This window comes from Craterilacuibacter sinensis (assembly GCF_009831765.1).
GTDB classification, from domain to species: Bacteria; Pseudomonadota; Gammaproteobacteria; order Burkholderiales; family Chromobacteriaceae; genus Craterilacuibacter; species Craterilacuibacter sinensis.
Genome location: NZ_WSSB01000011.1, coordinates 43,585 through 55,460 on the forward strand (window position 1 = coordinate 43,585; position 11,876 = coordinate 55,460).

Annotated in this window: 13 protein-coding genes; 1 reads left to right on the forward strand and 12 read right to left on the reverse strand. The window is 60.4% G+C overall.

Features of this window, described 5'->3' with window-relative positions:
• Positions 1–5: 5 nt before the first annotated feature.
• Entirely contained in the window at positions 6–449 is a 444-nt protein-coding gene (locus GQF02_RS12095) for a type IV pilin protein (protein WP_160797472.1), read from the forward strand.
• A 5-nt stretch (positions 450–454) separates the two neighbouring features.
• Here the strand turns inward: GQF02_RS12095 and GQF02_RS12100 are convergent, their stop codons facing one another.
• The 12 genes from GQF02_RS12100 to GQF02_RS12155 all read right to left on the reverse strand — a co-directional run bounded on the left by GQF02_RS12100 (position 455) and on the right by GQF02_RS12155 (position 11,839).
• Positions 455–862 (reverse strand): type IV pilin protein, encoded by a 408-nt coding sequence (locus GQF02_RS12100; protein WP_160797552.1) that lies wholly within the window; start codon positions 860–862, stop codon positions 455–457.
• 44 nt (positions 863–906) lie between these two features.
• A complete protein-coding gene (locus GQF02_RS12105; RefSeq protein WP_160797474.1) occupies positions 907–4,278 on the reverse strand; it encodes a pilus assembly protein in 3,372 nt (1,123 codons plus the stop codon).
• Positions 4,272–4,790, reverse strand: coding sequence for a pilus assembly PilX family protein (locus tag GQF02_RS12110; RefSeq protein ID WP_160797476.1), 519 nt, complete (start codon positions 4,788–4,790; stop codon positions 4,272–4,274). Before GQF02_RS12110 ends, GQF02_RS12105 begins: the two co-directional genes overlap by 7 nt.
• Positions 4,787–5,902, reverse strand: a complete 1,116-nt coding sequence (locus GQF02_RS12115; RefSeq protein WP_160797478.1) for a PilW family protein — start codon at positions 5,900–5,902, stop codon at positions 4,787–4,789. The genes GQF02_RS12110 and GQF02_RS12115 overlap by 4 nt, the downstream gene beginning before the upstream one ends.
• 2 nt (positions 5,903–5,904) lie before the next feature.
• Complete coding sequence (pilV, locus tag GQF02_RS12120; protein WP_160797480.1) at positions 5,905–6,345, reverse strand: type IV pilus modification protein PilV; 441 nt, start codon at positions 6,343–6,345, stop codon at positions 5,905–5,907.
• Positions 6,332–6,925: a GspH/FimT family pseudopilin gene (locus GQF02_RS12125; RefSeq protein WP_220789458.1), complete on the reverse strand. Its 594-nt coding sequence runs from the start codon at positions 6,923–6,925 to the stop codon at positions 6,332–6,334. The genes pilV and GQF02_RS12125 overlap by 14 nt, the downstream gene beginning before the upstream one ends.
• A gap of 403 nt (positions 6,926–7,328) precedes the next feature.
• Entirely contained in the window at positions 7,329–7,958 is a 630-nt protein-coding gene (locus GQF02_RS12130; RefSeq protein ID WP_160797484.1) for a type IV pilus modification PilV family protein, read from the reverse strand.
• 2 nt (positions 7,959–7,960) lie between these two features.
• Entirely contained in the window at positions 7,961–9,763 is a 1,803-nt protein-coding gene (locus GQF02_RS12135) for a DUF342 domain-containing protein (protein WP_160797486.1), read from the reverse strand.
• Positions 9,760–10,347, reverse strand: a complete 588-nt coding sequence (locus tag GQF02_RS12140; protein WP_160797488.1) for a PilW family protein — start codon at positions 10,345–10,347, stop codon at positions 9,760–9,762. Before GQF02_RS12140 ends, GQF02_RS12135 begins: the two co-directional genes overlap by 4 nt.
• Positions 10,344–10,832: a GspH/FimT family pseudopilin gene (locus GQF02_RS12145; RefSeq protein ID WP_160797554.1), complete on the reverse strand. Its 489-nt coding sequence runs from the start codon at positions 10,830–10,832 to the stop codon at positions 10,344–10,346. The genes GQF02_RS12140 and GQF02_RS12145 overlap by 4 nt, the downstream gene beginning before the upstream one ends.
• Before the next feature lie 2 nt (positions 10,833–10,834).
• The gene (locus tag GQF02_RS12150; RefSeq protein ID WP_160797490.1) at positions 10,835–11,257 is read right to left on the reverse strand and encodes a type IV pilin protein; all 423 of its coding nucleotides are present in this window, start codon (positions 11,255–11,257) and stop codon (positions 10,835–10,837) included.
• A 198-nt stretch (positions 11,258–11,455) separates the two neighbouring features.
• Positions 11,456–11,839 (reverse strand): SirB2 family protein, encoded by a 384-nt coding sequence (locus GQF02_RS12155; RefSeq protein ID WP_160797492.1) that lies wholly within the window; start codon positions 11,837–11,839, stop codon positions 11,456–11,458.
• Positions 11,840–11,876: the final 37 nt, after the last annotated feature.

Sequence of the window (11,876 nt, forward strand, 5' to 3'; positions counted from 1 at the left end):
GAAAAATGAAAATCAATAAAGGATTTACCCTGATTGAGATGATGATCACGGTGGCAATTATCGGCATACTAACGGCCATTGCAATGCCGTCTTACCGGGAATATGTGCTACGTAGTCACCGTACTGAGGCCACGGCGAAAATCAGCGAGATCCAGTTGGCACAGGAGCGTTTCTTTACCGTTAATAATCGTTATGCCGACTCGCTCGTCGATCTGGCAATCGCAAATGCTTCAGGCGCGTCGGCAAGAACGGAGAATGGCTATTACTTGATTCAAATTACTGCATTAAATGCCTCTACGCCTATCGCCAGTGGTGGTGGCTATTCGCTGACTGCCGCGCCGCAAGCGGCAGGAGGGCAATCGTATGATCGTTGTGGCACCCTGAGCTTGAATAGTCTAGGAGTAAAGGGGCAGGCATCTGGCATCTCGATAAGTGAGTGCTGGAAATAAAAGACCTAGCCCCAGCACCCCGCCACGCCCACTTGCGAGTGGGCGTTTTCCATGGCTTTTTGTCCGAAATGGTTGAGCGTCAGCGTGCCGCATTCATCGCCGGCCATGGCACCCGCAGCGCGTGGTACGGCTTTGAGGATATAGCTGCGGCCATCGCTCTTAAGTTCGATCAGGTAGCGTGCCTGGCTGGTGGGAACGTCGCGTGGCGATTGTGCCAGTTCGGGTGGGATGGTGTAGTCACCCCCGGCCGGAGTTTTGCTATAGCTGTTGCCCAGTGTGCGGTTGCGTTCCAGTTGCTGCGCGTTTTGCTGCAGTACGGCCGCCGCATCGGTGCGCGCCGCGCGTGCGACATAGCGCTGGTAGGAGGGCAGGGCGACTGCCGCGATGATGCCGATGATGGCGACGGTGATCATCAGTTCGATCAGGGTAAAGCCGGTCTGTTGCGGTGTGCGTGGTTTCACAGTATCTGCTTCCAGTAGATGCGTTTGAGCTTCAGTTGGCCGGTCGGCGGCGGTAGCGGCACACCGATATTGATCAGCTCGATCTTGCCGGCGGTGCCGCTCACATAGACAGGCGCCAGGCCCGGGGTGGCCGGATTCTCGACAAAGGTCGGGGCGGTGGGGATGCCGACGGCAAGCCGGACGCCGCTGGCGCTATTGCCGCCTATCTTGTCCTTGCTGTTGATCACGCCATCGCCGTTGAGATCGAAGGTGGAATCCAGCGTGCGTCCGCCGCTGTCGGCGCGCAGCGCCATCAGCCAGCCGTCACCGCCGGGTACACAGGGGTCGGTGGAGGGCAGCATGGTGGTGAACAGGATGCGGCCATGATTGAGTAGCGGGGTGGTGATCACCCGCTCGCCGCTGTTGCGGCTCAGGCTCAGTAGCCAGCCGTATTGGCGGCTCCAGTCGACGTTATGACTGCTGGTCTTGCGCAGCACGGCACCGCCCTGGGTGATTTCTTCTTCCAGCGTTTGCGTCTGCAACTGGGCCGCGCCCAGGATGATGCCATTGTCGCTGCCCTTGTCTTGCACCGCGTAGAAGGCCTGAACCTCCTGATTGTTGATGTCGGATGGCCCCAGATAACGGCCGCTTCCGAAGTAGACCATATTGCCATTGCCTTGCGGATGCGGGCCTATCAGCGGCGCGGTGGTGATGGCTTGCCCTGGCGGGGTGATAAATAGCGGCTTGCCCTGATTGGCTGTTTTCCAGGCCACCGGTGTGCTGGCCGACAGGTCGAATTTCCACAGTTGCCCTGCCAGATCGCCGGCGTAAGCGGCATCGCTCACGCCGTCTTTGTCCTGATCGTAGAGGGTGATGCCGGCTAGCCCCTGATCCTGGCCCAGCAGGATCTTTTGCAGCAGTTTGCCGTCGCTCAGGCGCACGACAAACAGTGCCGACCTGGCGCTGTCGTAGCCGCTGCCGAACACTGCCGCCCAGTCGCCATTATTCAGGCGTGTGATTTGTGGCTGGCCATAGCTGTAGCCGAGGTCAGGGTCGGTGAACTGCCACAGCACATGCTGGCTGGAAAAATTGTCCGGGTCGCTGACATTCAGCGCATAGACCGCCCGTCCGCCCTTGTTCAGCCCGCCCACCAGTACCGTTTTCCAGCTGCCGCCGTAGTAGGCATCGCCCAGTGTCGGGCTGCCGTCCACCGTATAGCGGTGGCTATAGGCCGGCTCGCTCAGTGCCTTGAGATTGTCGAATACAGCAGGTGGCACAAAACCGAACAGTTCGCGCCCGTTGTCGGCATCAAAGCCGTGCAGGATGCCGTCGTTGGCACCGGCCAGCAGCAGCGGGGTACGCACCCGTTTGGCTGCAAGATAGCCGGCGTAGCTGTTGCGCTCGCTGCTTGCCAGGCCTTCGGCCTTGCTCCAGCCGAAATCCTGGCTGCCGGCATAGGCCGGAGCCGAGTTGATGATGTCGCCCAGTACCGAAACAGGGCGGTTGCGCAAACTGCCGCCGTTGCGCACCTCTTGGCTAGCATCGCCGCGCAGCCATTGCAGGCGCAAGTTGCAGCTGGCCAGATCCGGCCCCAGCGCCTGTAACTGTGCATCGGACAGGCTGTTGCAGCTGTCGAGTAGGCGCGGGCTGCTGCCGTTGAGAGTAAACAGGCGGCGTGCGGCAGGTGCGGGCAGCTGGCGGGCGGCATCCCATTTGACCTGCCCCAGCGTGCTGTCGGCCTTGAGCTGCCAGGCTTGCAGCTGGCCATGCCAGTCCTTGCTGTCAAAGCCGGCCTGATACAGCAGAGAACTCTGCTGGATGGCTCCCGAGTTGGCGCTTAGCGGCGCGGCGGTAGGGCTGGCATCAATGATGGAGGCGAAAGTCTGGCGGAAGGCCTCGCTCAGCGCCTTGGGGTCATCGGCGCTGAAGAACTGGCCGCGGCTATTGATGGCGGCGTGCCACAGGTCGTAGACGTGACCGGTCAGGGCATTTTTGCCCGAGCTGTCGACTGCCGGCCAGTTGGTCGTGCCATTCATCAGCGCTTTGTAACCCTCGCCAGCCCAGGTACTGCCGGCCCATTGGGGGTGGCTGGTCAGTGTTTCACCCAGCCCCAGCCCGATGCCGAAAGTCACCATGTGCTGCCATGTGGCCGGATTGTTTTTCGGATTCCAGTACTGCGTGTCGGCATTGCCCGAGCGATCGCTAAAGCTGGCCGGTACATTGTTGGCCAGGTCCGGGCGCAGGTCGCTTGCCCAGTAGGCAAAAGCCGTATCCGCCAGGCTGTTGTTGTTGCTGTCCCGGAAAGGGGGGCGCGGACTATAGCTCTGGCGCTTGCCCTGCGCGTCGGCGGGCAGGGTGTGGTTGCTGCCATCTACGTTGCCGCCAATATTGAAGCCGCCGTCCTGATTCCACAGCCCGTCGGTGAAAACCACGCTGAAGTTTTTGCGGCAGCTGTATTCGGTGCCTTTGTCGACATAGGGCTGTTCTGCCCAGGGGCTGTCCCGGCCGGTTTGCTGCAGGTAAGAACCGGTACGTTCTAGTGCACTGCGCAGCGGCGTCCAGCCATAGACCTTAAAGCGTTCCAGGCTCTGGTAGAAGCGCTCGCGCTGTGTGCTGTCCAGTACACGTAGCCGGTTGTCGCGCGTCCTGCCATCGTAGCCTTGGCAGTTGCCGTCAAAGCGGTTGCAGGCGGTGAGCGCCTGCCAGCCCAGACGGATACGGCCATCATCGATGCCGTCGATGGCTTGCAGCGCACCCGAGGTCATGGTTTGCGCGCGGGTACGGTAGAACGAGTACCAGTTGGCGAAATTCTGCTTGCGCTCGGCACTGCTGCCCGCGGCGATGTCGTCTCCGCTGCCGACGACGATTTCCAGATAGCAGTCTTCATCTTTCGGGTCGGAGGCATCGCACGCGCGGGGTTTGCTCATGCCTGCATCGGCATACCACAGGGTGTAGAACGCTGATTTCTGGCCCTGCTTGTCCTGATCCTGACAATAGTTTTTGCTGAGGGAAAAATTGCAATTGGCGTAGGTCAGATATTGGGTGTCGAGGTTGACACTGCCCTGGCCGGAATTGAACCCGTTGATATAGGCCTGGTTGAAGCGGGTGCTGTAATTGCGGCCACGCACTTGCGGAGCCGGATAGCTGAATTTGGGGTTGTAGGCGATGCCGTTGAAGGATGCTGCCTTGAAACGCTTGCTGCTGGCGGTTTCACCTACCGAGTCCGGGGCGTAGGCATAGGCCATGCTGCCCGAGTCGTCCAGCGTCAGCAGCACATTGGGTGCCATGTCGACGGCCAGATATAGCGGCACATCGGCCAGCTCGACGGCGGGCAGCTGCGGGGAGAAGGCCAGCGCGATGGCGCAGGGCAGGTATGGGCGTTTCAGCATGAGCTTCCTTCGACGCAGGGTTCGAACAGGGCTTGCAGCACCACGCGCGCCTTGCCTTCGCCGCCGGTGGCGCTGGCGGTGATGCGGTAGCGCCCGTCAGGCTGGCCGTTGCTGGCCAGCAGGCGTTCGATGCGGTAGCGCGGCTGGGCTGCGAGGTGGGGAAGCGGCGCGTCTTCGGGCAGGCTCAGGCTGTTGCTAGCCTGCCAGCGGGCATCATCCTGCCAGTAGGCGGCATCATTGGGCGCGGTGGTGGCCGCGTCGCACAGGCCACCGCTACAGGTGTTGCGCTCAGCGGCAAAAGTTTGGTCTTTCCATTGCAGGTAGTCGCGCTCGCCATGGTGCAGTGCCGTTTCGGCCGCTTCAAAGGCGAGGCTGCGGTTGCGGCTGTTGCCGGCCATTTTTTCCTGCAGCACGCTGTCTTGCACCGCATACAGGCCGAGCATGGCCAAGAGCAGCAGAAAGACCAGTACCACCAGTAATGCCATGCCGCGCTGGGGATTGAGTGTATTCACAGGCGGTTCCTGATGGCGATGGTGGCGGTGAGTACCTGGCGCAGGCGCCGGTCGGTAGGCCGGATTTCTTCGCCATTAAAAATAATGTGTTGTGGCGAGCTGCCGACTTCACGCTCGGAAGCCAGTAGCAGCGAGGCACGCACCGCCAGCACCCGCCGCCATTTGGACTTGCTGCTATCGCCCGGGGCCAGGGTTTCGACTTCGCTGGCCGCTACGTAGCGATCGACATTGTTGTCGCCATCGAGATCGATGCCGTAGCGCAGCTGCAGGTCTTGAGCGCCATCCACCAGAATCTCGGGCGCATCGCTGCCACTCTGGCGCAGCAGAGCCGGCTGGCCGCCATCGCCTTTGCCGATAAAGTAGCGCAGGGTGGTGGCCGCTTGTTGCTGATCCAGTTTGACCAGTTTTGAGCCGGGCTCGAAGGTGTAGGCGGGGGCATTGCAGCGTGAAGTGGGCGGGGTGACCGGTCCCAGTGTCTTGCTGCAGTTGCCAGGTTGAGTGCTGTTGCCGGTGTTGTGCACCAGCTTGAGTTTGGCGCCGTTGTCGCTGAGCTGGGTGATCTGGAACATGGCGGCGTGGCTGCAATCGTTCTGGATCGCCACCACGATATCGCCATCGGCGAGGCCGTGAGCACTGGTTTTTTTCAGTTCCATGGTGGCCGAATTGGCATTGTGGCCGGTGATGTCCAGCAGGGTTTCAGGCGCCCGGTTTTCGTGTTCCAGATGGGCGATCTTGAGCACATCGCCCTTGAGATAGGCCGCTGCGTCGATACCGTCCGGGGCGCTGGCCGGATCGTCGAAACCCTCAAGCGGAATGTCGTACAGGTCGCTGCCGATGGCGGCGCGTGCACTGCCATCGTTGAGCACATTGGTAAAGCTCCGGATATTGCAGCCGGCAAGCGTGCTGCCGAGGTCGCCGCTTTGGCGCACATCGCGCGACAGCTTTTCAAAGGCAAAACGTGCATTTTGCTGCAGTGCCGACTCGGCTTCCTGCAGGCTGTGGGTCTGCTTGCTGCCCAGATAGACGTAGCCTGTGCTGGCCACGATACCCAGACCCAGGGCGAGCGAGACCATCAGTTCGATCAAGGATATGCCGCGCTGCGCTTGATGCATGCTCAGACTCCTGTCTCTGTGATGAATTGGGTGCGTAGGGGCGTGCCGTCAGCGTTGGTTTTTCCTTCATCCCAGCTCAGTGTGATGCTGGCGCGTGTACCTTGTATCCGTATCTGTCCTGTGCCGTCGGGCAGGGTGCGGCGGATCTGCGCCTGCCAGTCTTGCAAGTCGCAGCTGGCGACAGGAAGGCCGCCGCTACAGTTGCCTTGGGTGCTGTAAGCGCCGTCCAGTGCCGCCTGGCGGTTGGCGCGCATGCTTTCGATGATGTCGTAGGCCAGAAAAGTGGCCTGGCTGCGCTGGCTGGCGCCGTGGCCGGTGGACAGTGAAGAAATAAAGAGTGCGGCCAGCGCCAGCATACCCAGCGCCAGCACCAGCATGGAAATCAAAACTTCAATCAGCGAAAAGCCTGCGCTGCGGTGGCGGCGAAATTTAGCAGGGGGCATCGTCTTTTCCCGTTTGTAGGGTGAGCCGGCCATTGGCTGCGAGCTTGAGGCAGCGCACGGCACCGGGGAGGGCGATTTTTAGCGTGCCTGCCTGTTTGGCACTGCCGTCGGCCAGATAGCTGATGCCGGTCTGCAGGCCGGCTGATGCGGTGATGCTTACGCCTGCTCTGCCCGGCGCCAGTTGGCGGATCAGTTGATCGGGGTCTTCCAGTTGCAATAGCGGGCGGCTCAGATCGTCGAAGACCCAGAGGCCGGCCTCGTTACCCATGGCGGCCTGCCAGCCATTATTCAGGCAAGCGCGTGTGCCATTGCCTGCGGCCAAGGGACAGACGCTGACTTCATGCCCGCGCTTGATGGCCTCGCTACGGGCCAGATAGAGTGCACTGACCAGCGTCTGGCTGACTGTCTTGATCTTGTGCTCGGCCACCAGTTGCCCGAAAGAGGGCAGTGCCATGGCAAGTACGATGGCGAGAATGGACAGCGTGACGATCAGTTCGATCAGGGTTACGCCGCGGTTATGGCATATGCCCAGGCGCACGCTTGCCGGTCTGTGCTTGCCGGATGAGTGCAATGGATTCATTAGATCGGGATGGGGGTAGAGCGGTGGCTCAGCCTATTTCCAGGAGCGGAGTCAGTAGATACCGCGCATCTTTTGCCGGAAATTAAATAGCATTTAGTATATGAGTTTAATTGCTATCTAGATATGACGAGGGTCAAATGTTGGCAAGCCCGGGCATAGAGATCTGCTTCATGCCGTGCTGTGATGGCGTTTGAGCAGCAATGGGAACTGCTCGGCTGTTGTCTGTGCACAGTTGTTGTTGGTGAAACACGACTGGCCGCCAGTAGGGGTGGGGTATTTAGCCTGCCGGTTGCGATGGCTAAGGCGGCGGTGTGGCACAGGTGGTGCGCGCAGAGCTGACTTCCAGTGTGCGTCCAGTCAGCGCGAGGGCGTGCCAACTGTATGAGCCGGGGTCGGTCGGCTTCTATTTACCCTGTACGCTATTTTCCTTGCAGTTGGCCGTGATATTGAAGGTTTCATCATGGCCTTGCCCCGTGCCGTCTATTGCGATAATCAGGCTGCTGCCTTGAGGGGCTTCGCTGGTGCAGCGCCATGTATGCCAGGGGTGGCCGCCCAAGTCTGAGCAAGTCCCCTGATTGATGGTCACGCGGGCGTTTTGGTGCACATCATGGACCATGATGGTGGTGGGGGTAGCGCACTGGGCAGGTGGCGGCGGGATTTCCGGCGCTGTACTGCAATCGGCCTGCGGCGAGGAGACGGCCAGTTCATTGGCTTTGCCGTCTGCATCGCTCCAGCGCACGCTGACTGTCGTCATCTGGTTCTTGATGCTGTATTTGCATAAAAACCGGTTAAGCGGAGGTGGCGCATCGGGCACGGGCAAGGCGAAGGTGTCGCTGGCACACTGCTTGGGTTCACAGCTTTTGCGCTCTTCCAGTGCGCTTTGCGCCAGATTGGTGGCATTGGCGTAGTCGCTGCTGTGAATTTCGCTTTGCAGCAACGCGCCTTGAAAACGTATCAGCCCCAGAATGCCCAGACTCAGCACCAGCAGGCTGACAAGTACACCCATCAGGGTAAATCCGGCTTGTCGGGTCATGATTATTCCGCGTGATCTATCCAGCTGCCCTGGACGACCCGGTAAACTTTTTCACCGGCGACAGGCGGCGTGAGGGGGGGCTGGCCGCTGCCGCTATCTCCTGGCTTGAACGAGTCGGGCAGATTGGTCAGGTCTATGGTCGTGCTGGCACCCCAGTTGTTGTCGCCGCTGGCACCCTGATTGGCGACCGTGACATAGCCTTTGATCACGGTTCTTCCGCCGCTATTCAGGGTGTTGCCGGCGATCACGTTGCCGTGCACGGTACTACTGCTGCCCAGCATAATGTCGCCCCCCTTGTACTGGCTGTCCTGGTAGCTGCCGGCGAGATAGGCGATATTGCCGCTGGCGTGGCTATTGAACTGCTGGCTTTGTGTATTGCAGTAGTCGGTCGGATATTGGCCGGGGTAGTCGTTGTTGCTGCACACACCCGGGTAAGCGATATAGTTGACGGCATAGACCTGATGGTTATCCATGGTCTTGATATTGCCGCTGGCGATAAAGCTGTTGTAATAGCGGCCGTTTCCCGCCTGCAAGTCGCCATCAAACCAGACAAGACCGGGGGCCAGACTATTGCCTGCCAGTGTCCATACGCCTGTTTGGGAAACCGTGAGGCAGGTGTTGTAGTCGGAATAGCCGCGGCACAAGCGCCCGACGCTCGGGGTCGTGCAGCGTCCATTGCTGTCGGTTTTCTGGCACAGGTAGTTTTCGTGATTGTTCTGGTTTCTTCCCAGTAGATAAAGGCCGTCATCAATACCGTGGATCGCGCGCACCTGTACCTGTATTTTCCCGTCGCTAAGACGGCGGAACAGATAATGGGCCTGCTGCTGGTAGTCGTTGGCATCGACCTTATGCTTTTGCAGCGTGATCGGTGTCAATGGCGTGATCGGCACTTGCAGGCCAGGCTCTATCCTGACCTTGATGTCTTTATTGTTCCGGTTGTAACTGGCCTCTCCGCCGATGGTGGCATTGAGTTGTCCGCCCCAGCCTTCTATCTCGAGGTTGTGCTCTGCCTTGAGCGAGCTGATCGGTCTGCTGGTTCTGCTGCTGAACGAGCCCTGCGTTTCAACCTCTCCTAGCGAACTGCCGCCATTGGTCACGGCCACATTGCCGATGGCGATCAGCGTATCGACACGCGTGCTGCCTATATTGGCCGTCCCGTTGGTCTGCGCCCTGACGATGGTGGCGCTGTCGCGGGTTTGCAGATTGCCCATGGCGCTGACACGCTGGTAGTGGCCATTTCTCAGGGTGATATTGCCGTTGGCGCCCAGCACATTCACGGTCTGGTTGCCGCCTATGGTGATGTTGCCGGTAGCAAGCAAGGTGTCGATGCCCTTGACTGAGCCATTGAGCGTGACATCGCCGTCCACTTTCAGCTTGGCATCCTTGCCGCCAATGATATTGATGGCGCCACTCAGGTTCAGGTCATTGTGAATTTGCAGCACGCTCTCGGATGGCGGCGGCGGTGTGGGGTCGCCTACCAAGGCAAAGCGTTGCTGCACCGCTACGCTGTAGCCATCGAAGTGACCGTGGCTGGTGACGCGCAACTGCTCTCCTTCCTCCTGGTAGCTGAGGGTGTAATGCTGCGGCGTGGTGCTGGCCGGTCGGCTGCCATCAGTTTCAAGAGCCTTGCCCGCGATACGCATCCCTTCCTCGGCATAGCCCAGCGCCTGATGGTATTTATGCTGGGCCTGGGCATTGAAGTGTTCGATCAGGACATGACGCGAGGTATAGAGCAAGACCAGCGAGATCAGCGCCAGCAGCGACATGACAAGCAGCAAGGTGGCTGCGCCGCGTTGCGTTTTCATCGGATCGCCTCCTGAGTAATGATCGGGTGGTTGCGCGGGGTGACGGTCGCAGCCAGCGCTAGTGCAGCAAGTCCGCCTTGCTGTGCGCTCAGTGCAATATGAATGCCATCGCGACCTGTCTGGCTAAAGCTCAGCCCGGTCACCGAGCCTGCCGCCGGCAAGGTCAGGTCCTGCCAGTCGGCATCGGGGGCATCGCAATGCCAATTGTCCTGACGGGTAGCCAGTTGCTGGATGCGGCCCTTGCCGTCCTGCTGTTTCAGGCGCAGGGCGTAAAAATGCGGGGCCTGCGCGCTCTCCCCGGGCGGGCTGGCATGGGCAAAGCGCAGGCAATGGCCGTTTTGTCCGATAAAAATACGGGCGTAAGGTGCCGGGTCTGCTTGGCCGGCGTAGCCTGCACGACGCAGGGACATGGCCATGCTGCTCATGGCGCTGTCCATCATGGCGCGCAGCGCGGCTTGCTGGCGCTCATGGCTGGCGCTGGTGGTGAAGTTGACGAACAGGGTCGATACCGCCAGTAGCACGATCAGGCCGATGGCAAGAGCGATCATCATTTCCGTCAGGGTAAAGCCAAGGTGTTTTTTCATGGGCAGTTGCCCTTGCTGGCATGGATAAAGCCGGTTGGCAGCAGCTTGATGGTGCTGTCTCTGCAATTTTGCTGCGTCAGCACCCAACTGGCTTCGCCTAAGGCGACGCCGGCCGCGTTTTGCGGCAGGCCCTTGAGCGGGGAAAAACGGATCTGTGCCGGCAAGTCCTGTGTTTCCAGCGACACGCCACGGTAGTCTGCCGCACGGATGCAGGCCAGCGCCTGCTCGCAGCTTTCCCCCCGGTTCTGGCTGACAATAAGCGACCAGTCGTCGCCGCTACGGGTTTGCAGCCAGACAGGCTGTTGCCGAGTGATTGCCTGCTTGCGCGCAAAGCGCAGCGTATCGGTGACCGACCCGGTTGCTCCGGCCAGACGTGCGCGGGCAAACCAGGCGGACAGGCTGGGCGTGGCGAGCGTCAGCAAAATGGCCAGTACCGACAGCGTGACCAGCATTTCGATCAGGGTAAAACCTCGGCGCGCGTGCATAGTCAAGCCCAGCAGGCCGCCGGCGTGCGGCGGGTTTGCGTGCCGACTTGCTCCAGACGCAGTGTCTGGCAGGTGCTATCGGCTTGCTGTGGCGAGCCGGCGCGTACCCGGGCTTCTACATAAAAAGCCCCACTGGCTGCCTCGCCCGCCGGAATGCCGGTGGACAGGATGTAATCGCCCTGTTCGCTGTTGGCGGACTGGGCCGGTGTCAGTGCATTGAGGGAGGGCGCGTAGTTGATGTCAAAGCCGCGATGGCGGATTTGCGCTTGCTGAATGCGCATGATGGCGGCTTGTGCATCGGTACGCCGCGCCTTTTGCATATAGCCTTGATAAGCGGGCAGGGCGATGGCGGCGAGAATGCCGACGATGGCCATGGTGATAATCAGCTCGATCAGGGTAAAGCCGGAATGTTGTTTGTAAACCATGGCGATATTATCCGCGAGGCGCCGCATGGCGTGAGGGTAGCTGGCGCTATCGGCTTATTTCTTGTGCTTAACATCCTCTGGTTTTAGCCGCCATTTGCATGGCTTGCTGCTGGTGTTGCGGTCAGTGCCGGGTTCTGTACAAAAATACGGCCCGCTACGCATGCTTGCGTAGCGGGCCGGCTGGCTTGGCGGGCGGGATCAGAACAGGAAGGGCGCGATCATCTTGGTTTTGGCCACGGCAAAGATATAGGCCAGCAGGGCAAAGGAGGCGATCAGCGCCGCCTGGCGGATCTGCAGCGTGCGGCCGCGCTTGAGGGCGATGGTGCCCAGCGCGATATAGCCGAGCAAGGCCACGATTTTGGCAACTATCCACGGCGAGGACAGCGGCCAGCCGCCCAGAATCACCAGCGCCACGGCACAGGCCAATAGCAGGGTGTCGATAATGTGCGGCAGGATGCGGGCGAGCTTGCTTTGCAGGAGGGGAGAGCCTGCCAGCATCAGCCCGGCGCGGATGGCGAACGACAGCAGGGTCAGGTAGGCAAAGCCGGCATGGGCATGTTTGAGCATCAGGTACGAGTACATATCGGGTTCCTGTTAGGCCTCGGGCATAAGATGGAGG

Excerpts from the sequence above, each read along its gene's own strand:
- GQF02_RS12095 (WP_160797472.1), top strand. The coding sequence starts at position 6 with ATGAAAATCAATAAAGGATTTACCCTGATTGAGATGATGATCACGGTG.
- GQF02_RS12100 (WP_160797552.1), bottom strand. The coding sequence starts at position 862 with ATGATCACCGTCGCCATCATCGGCATCATCGCGGCAGTCGCCCTGCCC.
- GQF02_RS12105 (WP_160797474.1), bottom strand. The coding sequence starts at position 4,278 with ATGCTGAAACGCCCATACCTGCCCTGCGCCATCGCGCTGGCCTTCTCC.
- GQF02_RS12115 (WP_160797478.1), bottom strand. The coding sequence starts at position 5,902 with ATGCATCAAGCGCAGCGCGGCATATCCTTGATCGAACTGATGGTCTCG.
- pilV (WP_160797480.1), bottom strand. The coding sequence starts at position 6,345 with ATGCCCCCTGCTAAATTTCGCCGCCACCGCAGCGCAGGCTTTTCGCTG.
- GQF02_RS12125 (WP_220789458.1), bottom strand. The coding sequence starts at position 6,925 with ATGAATCCATTGCACTCATCCGGCAAGCACAGACCGGCAAGCGTGCGC.
- GQF02_RS12130 (WP_160797484.1), bottom strand. The coding sequence starts at position 7,958 with ATGACCCGACAAGCCGGATTTACCCTGATGGGTGTACTTGTCAGCCTG.
- GQF02_RS12135 (WP_160797486.1), bottom strand. The coding sequence starts at position 9,763 with ATGAAAACGCAACGCGGCGCAGCCACCTTGCTGCTTGTCATGTCGCTG.
- GQF02_RS12140 (WP_160797488.1), bottom strand. The coding sequence starts at position 10,347 with ATGAAAAAACACCTTGGCTTTACCCTGACGGAAATGATGATCGCTCTT.
- GQF02_RS12145 (WP_160797554.1), bottom strand. The coding sequence starts at position 10,832 with ATGCACGCGCGCCGAGGTTTTACCCTGATCGAAATGCTGGTCACGCTG.
- GQF02_RS12150 (WP_160797490.1), bottom strand. The coding sequence starts at position 11,257 with ATGGTTTACAAACAACATTCCGGCTTTACCCTGATCGAGCTGATTATC.
- GQF02_RS12155 (WP_160797492.1), bottom strand. The coding sequence starts at position 11,839 with ATGTACTCGTACCTGATGCTCAAACATGCCCATGCCGGCTTTGCCTAC.